The 15,664-nt window shown below is 65.4% G+C and carries 14 protein-coding genes; 8 read left to right on the top strand and 6 right to left on the bottom strand.

The genetic code is table 11. From position 1 onward, the window contains the following. Positions 1-2: 2 nt before the first annotated feature. The gene (locus LO55_RS02905) at positions 3-719 is read right to left on the bottom strand and encodes a 2OG-Fe(II) oxygenase (RefSeq protein WP_229410033.1); all 717 of its coding nucleotides are present in this window, start codon (positions 717-719) and stop codon (positions 3-5) included. A 3-nt stretch (positions 720-722) separates the two neighbouring features. Beyond that, positions 723-1,277 carry a cob(I)yrinic acid a,c-diamide adenosyltransferase gene (locus LO55_RS02900; RefSeq protein WP_005668037.1) on the bottom strand — a complete coding sequence of 185 codons (555 nt, stop codon included), beginning with the start codon at positions 1,275-1,277 and terminating at the stop codon, positions 723-725. 81 nt (positions 1,278-1,358) lie between these two features. On the opposite strand from LO55_RS02900, the gene LO55_RS02895 reads away from it, so the two are divergent. From LO55_RS02895 to glcF, 3 genes are read left to right on the top strand one after another with little or no spacing between them, the layout of a single operon-like run. Continuing rightward, positions 1,359-2,864: an FAD-linked oxidase C-terminal domain-containing protein gene (locus LO55_RS02895; protein WP_071360379.1), complete on the top strand. Its 1,506-nt coding sequence runs from the start codon at positions 1,359-1,361 to the stop codon at positions 2,862-2,864. Between the two features lie 12 nt (positions 2,865-2,876). Then, the gene (gene glcE / locus LO55_RS02890; protein WP_071360378.1) at positions 2,877-3,962 is read left to right on the top strand and encodes a glycolate oxidase subunit GlcE; all 1,086 of its coding nucleotides are present in this window, start codon (positions 2,877-2,879) and stop codon (positions 3,960-3,962) included. A gap of 3 nt (positions 3,963-3,965) precedes the next feature. Beyond that, positions 3,966-5,198, top strand: a complete 1,233-nt coding sequence (glcF, locus tag LO55_RS02885; RefSeq protein WP_071360377.1) for a glycolate oxidase subunit GlcF — start codon at positions 3,966-3,968, stop codon at positions 5,196-5,198. A gap of 198 nt (positions 5,199-5,396) precedes the next feature. On the opposite strand, the gene LO55_RS26165 is transcribed toward glcF, so the two are convergent. Continuing rightward, positions 5,397-5,897 (bottom strand): hypothetical protein, encoded by a 501-nt coding sequence (locus LO55_RS26165; RefSeq protein WP_143054440.1) that lies wholly within the window; start codon positions 5,895-5,897, stop codon positions 5,397-5,399. 326 nt (positions 5,898-6,223) lie between these two features. Here LO55_RS26165 and LO55_RS02880 point away from each other — a divergent pair, with 326 nt between their 5' ends. The 3 genes from LO55_RS02880 to LO55_RS02870 all read left to right on the top strand — a co-directional run bounded on the left by LO55_RS02880 (position 6,224) and on the right by LO55_RS02870 (position 8,030). After that, positions 6,224-6,538: a hypothetical protein gene (locus tag LO55_RS02880; protein ID WP_071360376.1), complete on the top strand. Its 315-nt coding sequence runs from the start codon at positions 6,224-6,226 to the stop codon at positions 6,536-6,538. A gap of 104 nt (positions 6,539-6,642) precedes the next feature. Further along, positions 6,643-7,104 (top strand): hypothetical protein, encoded by a 462-nt coding sequence (locus LO55_RS02875; RefSeq protein ID WP_071360375.1) that lies wholly within the window; start codon positions 6,643-6,645, stop codon positions 7,102-7,104. Further along, on the top strand, positions 7,104-8,030 hold the full coding sequence (locus LO55_RS02870; protein ID WP_071360374.1) for a DUF2145 domain-containing protein: 927 nt from the start codon (positions 7,104-7,106) through the stop codon (positions 8,028-8,030). The genes LO55_RS02875 and LO55_RS02870 overlap by 1 nt, the downstream gene beginning before the upstream one ends. Positions 8,031-8,058: 28 nt before the next feature. On the opposite strand, the gene LO55_RS02865 is transcribed toward LO55_RS02870, so the two are convergent. Then, positions 8,059-8,541, bottom strand: coding sequence for a glutathione peroxidase (locus LO55_RS02865; RefSeq protein ID WP_005668047.1), 483 nt, complete (start codon positions 8,539-8,541; stop codon positions 8,059-8,061). Between the two features lie 188 nt (positions 8,542-8,729). Here LO55_RS02865 and LO55_RS02860 point away from each other — a divergent pair, with 188 nt between their 5' ends. Next, positions 8,730-10,985 carry a TonB-dependent receptor domain-containing protein gene (locus LO55_RS02860; RefSeq protein ID WP_071360373.1) on the top strand — a complete coding sequence of 752 codons (2,256 nt, stop codon included), beginning with the start codon at positions 8,730-8,732 and terminating at the stop codon, positions 10,983-10,985. Positions 10,986-11,098: 113 nt separating this feature from the next. Further along, positions 11,099-13,267: a TonB-dependent receptor plug domain-containing protein gene (locus LO55_RS02855; protein WP_071360372.1), complete on the top strand. Its 2,169-nt coding sequence runs from the start codon at positions 11,099-11,101 to the stop codon at positions 13,265-13,267. 133 nt (positions 13,268-13,400) lie between these two features. Here the strand turns inward: LO55_RS02855 and LO55_RS02850 are convergent, their stop codons facing one another. Together LO55_RS02850 and LO55_RS02845 are read right to left on the bottom strand one after the other, a co-directional pair. Beyond that, positions 13,401-14,537, bottom strand: a complete 1,137-nt coding sequence (locus tag LO55_RS02850) for a PilT/PilU family type 4a pilus ATPase (RefSeq protein ID WP_005668051.1) — start codon at positions 14,535-14,537, stop codon at positions 13,401-13,403. A gap of 11 nt (positions 14,538-14,548) precedes the next feature. Continuing rightward, complete coding sequence (locus LO55_RS02845; protein ID WP_005668052.1) at positions 14,549-15,592, bottom strand: type IV pilus twitching motility protein PilT; 1,044 nt, start codon at positions 15,590-15,592, stop codon at positions 14,549-14,551. Positions 15,593-15,664 lie beyond the last annotated feature (72 nt).

Raw genomic sequence — 15,664 nt, 5'->3', positions numbered from 1 at the left:
TTTTATCCCGGCTGCCCGAACAAGGCCTCGGCGCGCTGGTACAGGATCCAGGAAGTAGCGATGTACTTGTCGCCGCTCCTGGCCACGTTGCCGCGGTGGGTATGGGTGAAGCCCGCCGGCGCGATCACCAGCCGCCCCTTTTTGGGCGCGATCTTGCGGCCTTGGTACAGAAACTCGGTCTCGCCGCCATCTTCCACGTCGTTGAGATAGAACATCCACAGCAGCACGCGGTGCAGCGAATCGCAGCTGGCGTTCTGCGGATAGATCTCGGAGTGCCAGTGGTGGTAGCCGCCGCTGTTCTGCCGGTACTTCTGCAGGTTGATGGTGCCGGGGCGGTACAGCACGCGCACCAGGTCTTCGATATACGGGCGGCCCACTTCCTCGAAGTTGTCCATCGATAGCACCGTCGGCGTGCCGGTCTGCGGATGCTCCAGGGTCGGCGACAGGGAGCCCATCAGCAGCATGCGGTAGCGATCGACGTACTGCACCAGGTGGCGCGTCATCGTCTCGAGCAGCAGCTGGGTGACGTCGTCCCACTCGCGGTGCAGGTTGATGGTGATGTCGTAGCTGTCCTTCTTGTCGACGTCGACGCCGTTGCCGGTGCGCCCGCGCACGACCTTGTCGCTGGCCTCGAAGCGCGCCAGCAGCGCGTCGCATTGCTGCGCGCTGAGCGCGTCGTCATAGACGCCGATGAAGTCATCCATCACCTTGTCGTCCATGGATCAGCCCCGCTTGCGTTCGTGCTGCCACAGCACGTCGCTGCCGCCGGCATGGCGGTTCAGCACGCGCGCCAGCACGAACATCAGGTCGGACAGGCGGTTGACGTACTGGCGCGGGTGGGCGTGGATCTGCTCCGCCTTCGACAGGGCCACGATGGCGCGCTCGGCGCGCCGGCACACGGTGCGGCAGACATGGGCGGTGGAGGCCGCGCGCGAGCCGGCCGGGAGGATGAATTCCTTCAGCACCGGCAGGTCGGCGTTGTATTTCTCGAGCAGGCCGTCCAGGCGCGCCACGTGTTCTTCCTTGATCATCTGGTAGCCGGGGATGCACAGCTCGCCGCCCAGGTCGAACAGGTCGTGCTGGATCGAGACCAGCTCTTCGCGCAATGCAGCCGGCATGTCTTCGCACAGCAGCAGGCCGACGAAGGAGTTGAGCTCGTCGACTTCGCCCAGCGCGTGGATGCGCGCGCTGTCCTTGCCGGTGCGGCTGCCGTCGCCCAGGCCGGTGCTGCCGTCGTCGCCAGTGCGGGTCGCGATTTTCGAGAGGCGGTTGCCCATGATGTTGCCTTATGCGTTGGTGAGAAAAAACGATGGGACGAGCATACGACAAAATGTGGCAATTGTGCTTACAATCGAAGCATGCACGACCTCGTTCCCGATTCCGCAGGCATGGCCGCATCCGACCCCGCCGAGCGACGCGCTCAGGTGGCGGCGGCCCTGCGCGCGCGCCTGCCGGCGGGTGCTGTCCTGTCCGACCCCGAAGACACCCGGCCCTATGAATGCGACGGCCTGGCCGCCTACCGCCAGCTGCCGCTGGTCGTGACCCTGCCGACCGACGAGGCGCAGGTGCTGGCCATCCTCGACGTCTGCCGCGAATTGCAGGCGCCGATCGTGCCGCGCGGCGCCGGCACCGGCCTGTCGGGCGGCGCGCTGCCGATCCGCGACGGCGTCGTGCTGTCCACTGCGCGCATGAGCCAGATCAAGCGCGTCGACCCGCTGGCGCGCACCGCCGTCGTCCAGCCTGGCGTGCGCAACCTGGCAATCTCCGAAGCCGCCGCGCCGTTCGGCCTGTACTACGCGCCCGACCCGTCGTCACAGATCGCCTGCACCATCGGCGGCAACGTGGCCGAGAACTCGGGCGGCGTGCACTGCCTTAAATATGGCCTGACGGTGCACAATGTGCTGCGGGTGCGGGTCGCCACCATCGAGGGCGATATCGTCGAACTGGGCGGCGCAGCGCTCGATGCGCCGGGCCTGGATCTGCTGGCGGTGTTCATCGGTTCCGAAGGCATGCTGGGCATCGTCACCGAGGTGACGGTGAAGCTGGTGCCGAAGCCGGCGCTGGCCCAGGTCATCATGGCGTCGTTCAGCGATGTGGTCACGGCCGGCAATGCGGTGGCCGACGTGATCGCGGCCGGCATCATCCCGGCCGGTCTCGAAATGATGGACCGCACCTCGGTGCGCATGGTCGAGCCCTTCGTGAAGGCCGGCTACGACCTCGACGCCGCTGCGATCCTGCTGTGCGAGGCCGACGGCACGGCGCTCGAGGTGGCCGAGGAAATCGCGCGCATGAGCGCGGTGCTCGCGTGCGCCGGCGCGACCGCGATCGCGGTGTCGCAGAGCGAAGCGGAGCGGGTGCGTTTCTGGTCCGGCCGCAAGAACGCCTTCCCGGCGGCGGGCCGCATCTCGCCCGACTATTACTGCATGGACGGCACCATCCCGCGCAAGCAGCTGGCGCGGGTGCTGGCCGGCATCGCCGCGATGGAACAGACCTATGGCCTGCGCTGCTCGAACGTGTTCCACGCCGGCGACGGCAATATGCACCCGCTGATCCTGTTCGACGCCAGCGCGCCCGGCGAATTCGAGCGCGCCGAAGCCTTCGGGGCGGCGATCCTGGCGCTGTGCGTCGAAGTGGGCGGCACCATCACGGGCGAGCATGGCGTGGGCAAGGAAAAGATCGACTCCATGTGCGTGCAGTTCGGGCGCAAGGAGCTCGACGCCTTCTTCGCGGTCAAGCACGCCTTCGACCCGGTCGCGCTGCTCAATCCGGACAAGGCGATCCCGACCCCGCACCGCTGCGCCGAATTCGGCAAGCTGCACGTGCACCACGGCGAGGTTCCGTTCCCGGACCTGCCGCGTTTTTGAACGAGAGCCGATATGGGAACGATCGAACGATTCCAGGAACGGGTGCGCGCCGCGGCGAGTGATCGCCAGCCGCTGTGCATCCGCGGCGGCGGCAGCAAGGACTGGTATGGCGGCGCGCCACAGGGCGCGGTTCTCGACACCCGCGACCACGCCGGCATCGTCGACTACGAGCCGACCGAACTCGTGATCACGGCGCGCTGCGGCACGCCGCTGGCCGAGGTCGAGGTGCTGCTCGCCCGGCACAATCAGATGCTGGCCTTCGAGCCGCCGCATTTCGGCGCCAATGCCACCGTGGGCGGCACGGTCGCGGCGGGCTTGTCCGGTCCGCGACGCGCCAGCAGCGGCGCCACGCGCGACTTCGTGCTTGGCGCCAGGCTGCTGGACGGGAAGGGCGACGTGCTGGCGTTCGGCGGCAAGGTGATGAAGAACGTGGCCGGCTACGACGTCTCGCGCATGCTGGCCGGTTCGATGGGCACGCTCGGCCTGCTGCTGGAAGTGTCCTTGAAGGTGCTGCCGCGGCCCTTCGCCGAGGCCACGCTGCGCTTCGAGATGAGCGAGATCGACGCCATCCGCCGCCTGAACGAATGGGGCGGCCAGCCCTTGCCGCTGTCGGGCAGCGCCTGGTGCGGCGGCCAGCTGGCGCTGCGCCTGTCCGGCGCCGAGGCGGCGGTCGACGCTGCGATGCGGCTGCTGGGCGGCGAAGCGGTGCCGCATCCGGATGCGGCGGCGTTCTGGGCCGACCTGCGCGAACAGCGTCATGCCTTCTTCTCAGATGTCAGGGCCAATGCGACACCCCTGTGGCGCCTGTCGGTGCCGTCGACCACCGGCGCGCTGGTGCTCGGCGGCGACCAGCTGATCGAGTGGGGCGGCGCCCAGCGCTGGCTGCGCGCCGATGGCGCTGCCGCCACGGCCGAAGCGATCCGGCGCACGGCACAAGCCTGCGGCGGCCACGCGACCCTGTTCCGTGGCGGCGACAAGGGCAGCGGCGTGTTCCAGCCGCTGGCGCCGGCGCTGGCGCGCATCCATGCGCGCATGAAGGATGCCTTCGATCCCGCCCACATCTTCAACCCGGGCCGCCTGTATCCCGAAAGCGCCTGACCCATGCAAACGACATTAGCCGACTTCATCAAGGGCACGCGCGAAGGCGCGGAAGCCGAAGCGATCCTGCGCGCCTGCGTGCACTGCGGCTTCTGCACCGCCACCTGTCCGACCTATCAACTGCTGGGCGACGAACTCGATGGCCCGCGCGGACGCATCTACCTGATCAAGCAGGTGCTCGAAGGCGCGCAGCCGACCCGCAAGACCCAGCTGCACCTGGACCGCTGCCTCACCTGCCGCAACTGCGAGACCACCTGTCCGTCCGGCGTCAAATATGGACGCCTGGTCGACATCGGCCGCAAGCTGGTCGACGAGCGCGTGCCGCGTCCCTTGAATGAAAGGATCAAGCGCACCACGCTCAAGGAATGCCTGCCGCGCGCCGGCGTGTTCAGGCCGGCCTTCCGGGCGGGCCAGGCGCTGCGGCCGCTGTTGCCGGCCGCTCTGCAGGACAAGCTGCAGCCGGGGCGCGCCGCCGGCCACTGGCCGACGCGGGTCCACGCGCGCAAGATGCTGCTGCTGGACGGCTGCGTGCAGCCGGCGATGGCGCCGAACATCAACGCCGCGACCGCGCGCGTGCTCGATTCTCTCGGCGTGCAGCTGCTCGTGGCGCCCAAGGCCGGCTGTTGCGGCGCGCTGCGCTACCACATGAACGACCAGGACGGCGGCCTGGACGACATGCGGCGCAACGTCGACGCCTGGTGGCCGTACGTGGAGCAGGGCCAAATTGAGGCGATCGTGATGACCGCCTCCGGCTGCGGCGTCACGGTCAAGGAATACGGCCACCTGCTGGCGCACGACCCGGATTACGCCGACAAGGCGCGCCGCATCAGCGAGCTGACGCGCGACCTGTCCGAGATCCTGCCGCAGTTCGAGGAGCAGATCAGGACGCGGGCGCAGGGGAGAAGCGCGCCGCGCGTGGCCTACCACCCGCCGTGCACCCTGCAGCACGGCCAGCAGATTCGCGGCAAGGTCGAGGGCGTGCTGCATGCCGCCGGCGTGGACGTGGTGCTGTGCGCCGACAACCACCTGTGCTGCGGCTCGGCCGGCGCCTATTCGGTGCTGCAGCCGGAGATCGCGCACGCGCTGCGCGACCGCAAGCTGGCCAGCCTGGCGGCCACCGGCGCCGAGGAGATCGTGTCGGCGAACATCGGTTGCCTGACGCACCTGCAGTCGGGCACGGGCAAGCCGGTGACGCACTGGGTCGAGCTGCTCGAGCGGGTTTTGAATGACGTTTGACGACCTAGTTAAAAGGGGAGGGCGCAGCTAGACAGCGCCGAGTGTCGTCGATATACACTCATTAGATATAGTACGAACTATTTAGTGCTCGAAAGCAATGCCTGTGCATTCGTCCACAAATTAACGCGTCTTAGTTGCATTTTTTGAGTTGTAGTGAGACTAAAATTAAAAACCCGAAAGACTGAAAATGCAGCTTAGTTAATGAATAATGCGAATTGGAACCCAACGAAACTTTGGGCATGGTTCGTTCGGCTTACTGCCCAATGAGGAACAAGCACGTTGATAGCACTCTTCAAATAATGCGGGATGAGCGGCTGGTTCCCCAGCTTCAATCTCATTGCAGCGTGCAGTCCATTTTGCTAGATCGGCTTCAATGAAAGTGCGTTCACCCTGCTCTTCGATTGATTTTTCAAGCAATGCCCATTCCGCGCTACGCTTAGCACTATCGCGGGCCTTGTTTCCAAAACCGAATACCAACGAGGCTGCGCTGCTTATTGTAACAATAGCAGCGCACCATTGAATAACTAGAGCATGAGTGACATTGCCGAAAGCGACTGACCCGGCGAGAATGGAAATAACTTTCACAATTCCATCGCGCCATTCGAATATCTTTTGTCGTTCTTGATAGTACAAGCGATTAGTTAATGCACGAAGTTGAACATCGCAGCGCTTGTTCCAAAGATATTCAAAGTCTTCCATAACTATCTCTTAGTCGGGGGCGGAGGTGGTGGTCGATGCTCTGCTGGACGAGGAACGTGTCCACGTTCTTCTGGAATGCGATCTGGTCTCTCAGACGGCCGAAATGGACTTTGATTCATTTTCTACTCTCTCTGTGGACATTCCGGCAATTTCGCGTGCCGTATCGCTCAACAATAATACTACTCTGAAGCACACATGAAAGGTTTACTAATACTCATATTTTTGCATGTATTGCGGTAACTTTCAGGCTTTCCGAGCATCGATGTTCTACGCGTGTTAGCATCGCGCCGCATCCGGCAAATCAGCGCCACACTACAGGAACGATCTTGAGCTTCAACTTCCAACTCGTGCGCGACGACGAGGGCGGCCCGGCCGCCGTGGTCTTCGAAGACAGCAGCAGCCCCGGCCTGGTCCCGGTCTGGGAAGCCGCCGGCGTCTACGACGCGCTGTACAACAGTGACGGCCGCATGGCGCGCGACGTCTCGCGCGCCATCGCCTACGGCCTCGACCAATTGAACGAGAACGCCGCGCTGGGCGGCCTGCTGCCGCCGGGCGTCTCGATGACCGAGGCGATCCGCTTCCTCGACAACGTCAGCCGTGGCTGCACCATCCACGGCGTGGCGCGCATCCAGACGCGCTGACGACGAATCCGTGCGCTTGTCACAAGAGGTTACGACGGCACTATGGTGTTCAAGTGCAAGGGCTTGTACCATGTGAGCGTTTTGCTCGACAACGAAAGCCTCTTATGACCTTGCCAATCTTTTCACGTTCCATGTGCCTGGGCCTGTTCGCGATCGCCTGCGCCATCCCGGTCCATGCCGAAAGTTTCGCCTCGTCGGCCTCCAGCGCCGGCTCTGCGTCGTCGGCCAGCATTTCGGATTCGATCAGCGATTCCAGCACCAGCTCGAGCGGCGACAACAAGGTGGCGGCCGGCGACTACCGCGTGATCGACATCGCGCAGGCCCCGAACAAGCCCGACACCACCCGCCTGACCCTGCGCGCCGAAGCCGGCCAGGCCCGCACCTTCTTCCTCGACGTGCCGAACCGCGCCATGGTCCAGCGCCAGGTGTATGCCGGCGACGTGGTGCGCGTGAACGAGCGCGTCTACGGCTACGAATTCGCCCACGCCGACACCCAGCGTCCGTTCTTCCTGGCGCTGCAGGACGAGTGGCAGCGCGACCTGGCGTCGCGCAAAGTCGTCATCTGATGCGGCTGCGCAGGGCGACCGCCGCGCTGGCGCTCGGCCTCTGCGCCACCTTCAGCGGCGCCGCCTGGGCCGGCCTGCCGACCTTCTGCGAGCGCGAGAGCGACATCTCCGCGCTCGAACAGGACCGCGTGCTGCGCTTTGCCGGCGTGGTCCGGCAAGAGCTCGAACGCTCGGGCGGCAAGGTCGCCCTGATTTCCCGCGCCGGCGTGGACCTGAGCCGCTTCGGCCTGCTGTATTCGCATGCCGGCGTCGCCCTGAGGGACGATGCCGACGGCGCCTGGGCCGTGCGCCAGCTGTACTATGCCTGCGACGACGCCCGTCCGCACCTGTTCGACCAGGGCATCTCGGGCTTCGCGCTTGGCGCCGATGCGCCATCCAGCGGCCATGTGTCGCTGCTGTTCCTGCCCGAGCAGGACAGCGCGCAGCTCGAACGCGCCGCGCGCGACAAGCGGCTGGCGCTGGCGCTGCTGGCGGGGAAGTACAGCGCCAACGCCTATGCTTTCGGCACCGATTACCAGAACTGCAACCAGTGGGTGGCCGAGCTGCTGGCGGGCGCCTGGGGCGGCGTATCGGGACACGGCGCAGGGCAGGCAGGACAGGTGCGCGAGCGGGCGCAGGACTGGCTGCGCGCGCAGGGCTATGTCGCCGGGCCGGTCAGGGTGCCGGGACACTTGCTGATGTTCGCCGGGCAGTTCGTGCCGCTGGTGCATGTGGACGACCATCCGGTGGACGACCTGCACGCCCTCGCGCTGCAGGTGAGCGTGCCGGCCTCGATCGAAGCCTTCGTGCGCCAGCGCGCACCGCAGACGCAACGCGTGGAGATCTGCCACGACGAGGGCCGCATCGTCGTGCGGCGCGGCTGGGAGCCGCTTGGCGCGGCGTGCGAGCCGGGGCCGGACGACGAAGTGACCGTCCTCGCCAACTGAGCGTTCTGCGATTCGCCCTTGGGCGGCGTCAGGCCGCCAGCAGCTTCTCGATATCGCCCTTCAGTTCTTCCGGCTTGGTGGCCGGCGCGTAGCGCTTGACCACCGCTCCTTCCTTGTTCACCAGGAACTTGGTGAAGTTCCACTTGATCCCCTCGGTGCCGAGCACGCCCGGCGCCTCGCCCTTCAGGAAACGGAACAGCGGGTGGGCGTCGTCGCCATTGACGTCGATCTTGGCGAACATCGGGAAGGTGACGCCGTAGTTCTTTTCGCAGAAGGCGCCGATCTCGGCCTCGCTGCCCGGCTCCTGGCGGCCGAACTGGTTGCATGGGAAGCCGAGCACCACCAGGCCCTGGTCCGCATAGCGTTGCTGCAGTTCCTCCAGGCCCTGGTATTGCGGGGTGAAGCCGCAGGCGCTGGCGGTATTGACGATCAGGAGCGCCTTGCCGCGATAGCGTGCCAGGTCGACCGGCTGGCCGTCGAGAGCGGTGGCATTGAAATCGTAGGCGGTCATGGCGTTCTCCTTGTGGTTGAATCGCCAAGTTTACGCGAAGGCGGCGCGACGTGCACGGCGTCATGACGCGATCCCGCGGTATGAATCACGGCTGTGACTTTTATTGCGTCTTAGCATTTCTTAACGTATTTTGGGCACAGCGCGTGCGACAATTATGCTCATCCAATTGTCCAGCATCCCGGGTTGTCATGCCACGTCACCGTTCCTCCGTCTTGCTGCTCGCGCCGATCGTGGCGGGCACGCTGCTCGCCCCTGCCAGCGCCAGCGTCCAGCAGCCTCCCGCGGTCCCCGCACCTGCCGCGCCTGCGCCAGCTACCCCCGCACCGGAAGCCGAGGTCCCGGTCCAGTCGACGGTCTCGGTCAGCGCGGTGCGCTCGTCGAACCGCATCGACCGCCAGGCCTATGACGTCAAGAGCGATGCGGCCGCCACCAACGACACCATCGCCGACACCCTGAACAAGGTGCCGTCGGTCGCGGTCGACCCGGACGGCAACGTGACCCTGCGCGGCCGCAGCAATGTGCAGATCCTCATCGACGGCAAGCCGTCCGCCATGATGCAGGGCGAGAACCGCGCCGCCGCCCTGGGCGCGCTGCCGGCCGCCGACCTCGAGTCGGTGGAGGTGATCAACAATCCCGGCGCGCAGTTCGGCAACGAAGGCGGCGGCGGCCCGATCATCAACCTGGTGATGCGGCGCGAACGCACGCCGGGCAGCTTCGGCGTGGTCAACGCCAACGCCGGCGCCGAGGGCCGCTTCAATGCCTCGACCTTCGGCAGCTACACGGGCGGACGCCTGAGCGTGCAGGGTGCGCTGTTCGGCCGCCGCGACAGCCGCGGCTCGACCGGCGAGACGACGCGCGACCGCATCGACCCGGCCACCGGCGCCGTGGCCAGCAGCGTGCAGACCTCGACCAGCGAGAACGACACCGAGTCGGCTGGCTTCAACGGCTCGCTCAACTACAACCTGGGCGAGAAGGACGTGGTGTCGCTCAAGGCCAGCTTCAACGCCAACCGCCAGGATGGCCTGTCGTCCGAGCGCTACCGCGGCACCGACGCATCCGGGGCGGTCGAGAGCGATTACCTGCGCTCCACGGTGCGCGACACCGACAACCGCAGCTACAGCCTGGGCGCGAGCCTCGACCACAAGGGCGAGCTGCCGGGCGAGATCTTCAAGACCGACCTGCGCCTGTCCGGCACCCGGGGCGAGGGCGACACCCGCTACGTCAGCGACTACACGGTGCGTCCGATCAATTCGTCCGATCCGCTGACCCGCCAGGACAACCTCAACGAGACCCGCATCATCGACCTCACCGGCGATTACGAGCGTCCGGGCGAGGCCGGCGTGCTCAAGCTGGGCTACAAGGTGATCCGCAACAGCAGCGTGATCGACACCCGCTTCCTCGACGTCGATCCGGGCACGCTGTTCGAAACCGTGAACCCGGCGCGCACCAACCGCTTCGAGCTGGTCGACACCACGCTGGCGCTGTACGGCACCTACCAGATGCGCCTGGGCGAGAAGTGGGGCGTGCTGGGCGGCCTGCGCACCGAATACACCGATCTCGACATGGACCAGGTCACGACCGGGATCAAGGCCGGCAACCACTACCTGGAAGCGATCCCCAGCGCCTTCCTCACCTATGACCTGTCCGATAGCACGGCGCTGCGCCTGAGCTATGCGCACCGCATCCGCCGTCCCGGCGCCTCGGACCTGAATCCCTTCGTGATCTACCGCGACGAAACAAACGTCTCGTCGGGCAATCCCGACCTGATGCCGACCGAGTCCGACTCGCTCGAGCTGGGCGTCGAGACCAAGCTTGGCAACGTCGAGACCAATGTGCGCCTGTATGCGCGCCGCGACACCGACCTGATCTCGGAGCGCCGCTACTTCATCTCGGACACCGTGCTGCTGACCACGCGCGAGAACGCCGGCACCAGCCGCTCGGGCGGACTGGAATTCACCTTCAGCGGTCGTGCCACGTCCAAGCTGACGATCAATGCCAGCGGCAATATCGGCTATTCGGAGCAATCGGTGCTGGGCAGCGTGAACGACGACAAGCGCAGCGCGACCTCGATCGCCGGCCGCGCGCGCTTCAATTACCAGTTCAATCCGGCCAACAGCCTGCAGCTGGTGCTCAATGCCCAGGGCAAGACGCTGTTCGGCGAGGGTTATCGCCAGCCGACCCGCACCGCGGACCTGAACTACCGGCACAACCTGAGCCAGGCCCTGAGCCTGGTCGTCAACGTCAACGACGTCTTCGATTCGCAGAAGTCGGAGTCGATCACCGAAACCGACACCCTGCGCGAATACAGCCTGCGCCGCCAGGACGGGCGCCTGGTCTACGTCGGCCTGTCGTACCGCTTCGGCACCTTCGGCGGCGGACGCGGGCCGCGTGGCCCGGGCGGGCCGGGCTTCGGTCCACCGGGCGGCGGCATGGGGCCGCGGTGAATACAGCTGTCAGTACAGGCGATATGCCGGATGAATAATTCTGGCAAAGCGGCTTTCGGTGGAACAAGCTGTGACAGAATACGGGGACTTTTGTCCACTGCGTTCCCGATCCCATGCTCCGACCAACGCTCATCGCGCTGACCCTCGCTGCGCTGCCGGCCGCCGCCCAAGTCAGCCCGCCATCCGACCCGCCGCCGGTCAGCCCGGATGCCATGCAGAAGGTCGAGGTCAAGGCCGACGCCAACAGCTATGACCCGCGGCGCGACGACACCGCCAGCCGCATCGTGGTCTCGAACGAAGAGATCAAGCGCTATGGCGACACTTCCGTGCTCGACGTCTTCAAGCGCCTGCCCGGCATCACCGTCGGCGGTGGCGGCGGCCGCGGGGCGGGCGAAATCCGCATGCGCGGCCTGGGCAGCGGCTACACGCAGATCCTGATCAACGGCGAGCGGGCCCCGGCCGGCTTCGACATCGACCAGCTGTCGCCCGACGTCATCGAACGGATCGAGATCCTGCGGGCGGCCAGCGCCGAGTTTTCGACCCAGTCGATCGCCGGCACCATCAACATCGTGCTCAAGCGGGTGGTGCGAAAGGCGCAGCGCGAACTGCGGGTCGGCTACGGCAAGAGCGAGGACGCCAGCAACCCGAGCGCGAGCCTGAACATGTCGGACCGTCTCGACGCGCTGTCGTACTCGCTCGGCGCCAGCGTCTGGCGCTTCAACTTCGACCGTCCGCAACCGTACGAGGAAACGCAGATCGATCCCGAAGGCCGCCTGACGCAGCTGCGCCGCACCGAGCAGAACGACAGCGGCAGCCCGAAGGGCTTCAACCTCACGCCACGCCTGAACTGGACGCTCGAGAACGGCGACACGGTCAGCTGGCAGACGATGGCTTCCTATAATCGTAACGACTATCACGGCGACGCCGTGACCACGACCGAGCTTGGCGCGCCGCCGATGTACGACGTGCGCGACATGAATAGCGGCGGCAGTTTCGTCATGCTGCGTTCCGATGTGAACTGGGTGCACAACCTGGAAGAGGGCGCGAAACTCGACCTCAAGCTGGGCGTGAACGGCACGCGCAATCGCGGCGACTGGCGCGAATTTGACTACAACCTGGATCGGCTGGCGCGCGACTCCACCGTATTGAGCGCGACCGACGAGCGCGGGCTGACGATGGTCGGCAAATATACGACGCCGTGGAAGAAGGACCATGCCTTGTCGATGGGCTGGGATGCCGGCTACACGCAGCGCGAGGACGAGCGCGGCGAAGTCGAGGTATTGCCGCTGGCCGGGCGCGAGCTGATATCGAACGAAGAGTATGACGCCACCATCAAGCGCCTGGCGCTGTACATCCAGGACGAGTGGAACGTGAGCAAGCAGTGGTCGATGTATGCCGGCCTGCGCTGGGAAGGACTGGAGACGACCAGCGAAGGCAATACCTTCGAGACCAGCACCAACCGCGCCAGCGTGTTCTCGCCGCTGGCCCAGACCCTGTACAAGATCCCGGACAGCCGCGACCAGGTGCGCCTGGCGCTGACCCGCACCTTCAAGGCGCCGTCCGCGAGCAACCTGATCCCGCGTCGCTTCACGACGCCGAACAACAGCCAGACCGAACCCGACTACCGCGGCAATCCGGATCTGCAGCCGGAACTGGCGACCGGCATCGACGCCGCCTACGAGCACTGGTGGGCCGAGAAGGCGCTGCTGAGCGCCAGCGTGTCGGTGCGCCGCATCGAGGACTACACGCGCCAGGGCCTGATCCTGGAAGACGGCCGCTGGATCCAGACCCCGGTCAACGACGGCGACGCGCTCACGCGCAGCCTGGAACTGGAGGCGAAGTTCCCGCTGTCGGCGGTGCTCGCCGACGTGCCCGAGATCGACCTGCGTGCGAGCGTGTCGCGCAACTGGTCGGAAGTGGATGCGGTGCCGGGCCCTGATAACCGCCTGGACCAGCAGGTGCCGTTGTCGGCGACGCTGGGGATCGACTACAAGACCCGCGACGGCAAACTGAGCACCGGCGCCAGCTTCGCGTTCAAGGACGGCGGCCCGGTGCGGGTCAATGTGGAACAGTCGCGCTACCAGAGCGTGCGGCGCGACCTGGATGTGTATGCGTTGTGGAAGTTCAATCCGAAATACCAGCTGCGGCTGGCGGCGTCGAACCTGCTGCGCCAGGATGGGGTATCGGATTCGCGCTATACCGATGAATTCGGGACGCTGCGCAGGACCAGTTTCAGTGAAGGGCACACGATGGCGCGGGTGACGCTGGAGTCGCGTTTTTGATCCGTTGTTGCCGTAGGGTGGACGGCTATGCCGTCCACGCGTTCAAATCGAGGGGACATCGCGGCAACGCATGCTCGGGCTGAACGCGTGGACGGGAAACCGTCCACCCCACGGATGACGGTACAACAGCCGATCAGATCAACCCCAGCTTCTCCGTCCCGCTCGAGAAATCGCGGTTCTTCGCGTGCTTGCTATTGAGCTTGATGTTCAAGCGCAGGTCATTCACCGAATCCGCATTGCGCAGCGCATCCTCGTAAGTGATCTTGTCCGCCTCATACAGGTCGAACAGCGCCTGATCGAAAGTCTGCATCCCCAGCTCGCGCGACTTCTTCATGATCTCCTTGATCTCGTGGACTTCGCCCTTGAAGATCAGGTCCGAGATCAAGGGAGAATTCAGCAGGATCTCGATCGCCACCACGCGCCCCTTGGCTTCCTTCTTCGGAATCAGGCGCTGCGAGATCAGGCCCTTGAGGTTCAGCGACAGGTCCATCAGCAGCTGCTGTCTGCGCTCTTCAGGGAAGAAGTTGATGATGCGGTCCAGCGCCTGGTTGGCGCTGTTGGCGTGCAGGGTGGCCAGGCACAGGTGGCCGGTTTCGGCGAAGGCGATCGCGTGTTCCATCGTCTCGCGGTCGCGGATCTCGCCGATCTGGATCACGTCCGGCGCCTGGCGCAGCGAATTCTTCAGCGCCGCTTCGAAGCTGTCGGTATCGACGCCCACTTCGCGCTGCGTGATCACGCAGTTGCGGTGCGGGTGGACGAATTCCACCGGGTCCTCGACCGTGATGATGTGGCCGTAGCTGTTCTCGTTGCGGTAGCCGACCATCGCCGCCAGCGTGGTCGATTTGCCCGAGCCCGTGGCGCCGACCATGATCACGAGGCCGCGCTTGGTCATCACGACATCCTTGAGCGTGTCGGGCAGGGCGAGGTCTTCGAACTTCGGGATCGCGGTGGTGATCACGCGCAGCACCATGCCCACGCAACCCATCTGCATGAAGCTTGATACGCGGAAGCGCCCCAGGTCGCCCGGCGTGATCGCGAAGTTCGCCTCGCGCGTGAGCTCGAAGCCGGCCGCCTGCTTGTCGTTCATGATCGCGCGCGCCAGGTCGGCCGTGTGGCTGGCGGTGAGCGCCTGGCTCGACACCGGCGTCATGCGGCCGTCGATCTTGATCGCCGGCGGGAAGCCCGCCGTGATGAACAGGTCGGAACCGCCCTTGCTGACCATCAGGCGCAGCAGGTCGAACATGAACTTGGATGCCTGGTCGCGTTCCATCTGGATGATCCTTAGCCGAGGAAGTTTTCCGGGATCTTGGCCGCGGCGCGCGCGGCGCCGGTCGAGATCACGTTACGGCGCACCAGCTCCGTCAGGTTCTGGTCCAGCGTCTGCATGCCGGCATTGCTGCCGGTCTGGATGGCGGAGTACATCTGGGCGATCTTGGCTTCGCGGATCAGGTTGCGGATGGCCGGGGTGCCGATCATGATCTCGTGCGCCGCGACGCGGCCCGAGCCGTCCTTGGTCTTGAGCAGCGTCTGCGAGATCACAGCCTGCAGCGATTCGGACAGCATCGCGCGCACCATCTCTTTCTCTTCGGCCGGGAACACGTCGACGATACGGTCGATGGTCTTGGCGGCCGACGAAGTGTGCAGGGTGCCGAACACCAGGTGGCCGGTCTCGGCCGCCGACAGCGCCAGGCGGATGGTTTCCAGGTCGCGCAATTCGCCGACCAGGATCGCGTCCGGGTCTTCGCGCAGCGCCGAACGCAGCGCGTTGTTGAACGACAGCGTATGCGGACCGACTTCGCGCTGGTTGATCAGGCACTTCTTGGACTCGTGCACGAATTCGATCGGGTCTTCGATGGTGAGGATGTGGCCGTACTCGTTCTCGTTGAGGTGGTTCACCATCGCCGCCAGCGTGGTCGATTTACCAGAGCCGGTCGGGCCGGTCACCAGCACCAGGCCGCGCGGCTTCATGGCCAGGTCGGCGAAGATCTTCGGGGCGTTCAGCTCTTCGAGGGTCAGGATCTTGGACGGAATCGTGCGCAGCACGGCCGACGCGCCGCGCTCCTGGTTGAAGGCGTTGACGCGGAAGCGCGCGAGACCAGGGATCGCGAACGAGAAGTCGCACTCGAGCACTTCTTCGTACTGCTTGCGCTGGCCGTCGTTCATGATGTCATAGATCATGCCGTGCACGTCCTTGTGCTCGAGCGGCGGCAGGTTAATGCGGCGCACGTCACCATGCACGCGGATCATCGGCGGCAGGCCGGCCGACAGGTGCAAGTCCGAAGCCTTGTTCTTGACCGAGAAGGCGAGTAATTCCGAAATGTCCATTTATAATCCCTGTGGCTCGAGGTGCGCATTTGTCATCGTCGCCGCTCGAAAAATATTTCCTATAGAAAATCA

Origin of the sequence: Massilia timonae (assembly GCF_001866515.1) — a bacterium.
In the GTDB taxonomy this organism is placed as follows: Bacteria; Pseudomonadota; Gammaproteobacteria; order Burkholderiales; family Burkholderiaceae_D; genus Telluria; species Telluria timonae.
This window is presented reverse-complemented; position numbering and strand designations above follow the sequence as displayed.

Bases quoted from the DNA above. Each gene is read 5' to 3' on its own strand.
- LO55_RS02905 (WP_229410033.1), bottom strand. From the start codon at position 719: ATGGACGACAAGGTGATGGATGACTTCATCGGCGTCTATGACGACGCG.
- LO55_RS02900 (WP_005668037.1), bottom strand. From the start codon at position 1,277: ATGGGCAACCGCCTCTCGAAAATCGCGACCCGCACTGGCGACGACGGC.
- LO55_RS02895 (WP_071360379.1), top strand. From the start codon at position 1,359: ATGCACGACCTCGTTCCCGATTCCGCAGGCATGGCCGCATCCGACCCC.
- glcE (WP_071360378.1), top strand. From the start codon at position 2,877: ATGGGAACGATCGAACGATTCCAGGAACGGGTGCGCGCCGCGGCGAGT.
- glcF (WP_071360377.1), top strand. From the start codon at position 3,966: ATGCAAACGACATTAGCCGACTTCATCAAGGGCACGCGCGAAGGCGCG.
- LO55_RS26165 (WP_143054440.1), bottom strand. From the start codon at position 5,897: ATGGAAGACTTTGAATATCTTTGGAACAAGCGCTGCGATGTTCAACTT.
- LO55_RS02875 (WP_071360375.1), top strand. From the start codon at position 6,643: ATGACCTTGCCAATCTTTTCACGTTCCATGTGCCTGGGCCTGTTCGCG.
- LO55_RS02870 (WP_071360374.1), top strand. From the start codon at position 7,104: ATGCGGCTGCGCAGGGCGACCGCCGCGCTGGCGCTCGGCCTCTGCGCC.
- LO55_RS02865 (WP_005668047.1), bottom strand. From the start codon at position 8,541: ATGACCGCCTACGATTTCAATGCCACCGCTCTCGACGGCCAGCCGGTC.
- LO55_RS02860 (WP_071360373.1), top strand. From the start codon at position 8,730: ATGCCACGTCACCGTTCCTCCGTCTTGCTGCTCGCGCCGATCGTGGCG.
- LO55_RS02855 (WP_071360372.1), top strand. From the start codon at position 11,099: ATGCTCCGACCAACGCTCATCGCGCTGACCCTCGCTGCGCTGCCGGCC.
- LO55_RS02850 (WP_005668051.1), bottom strand. From the start codon at position 14,537: ATGGAACGCGACCAGGCATCCAAGTTCATGTTCGACCTGCTGCGCCTG.
- LO55_RS02845 (WP_005668052.1), bottom strand. From the start codon at position 15,592: ATGGACATTTCGGAATTACTCGCCTTCTCGGTCAAGAACAAGGCTTCG.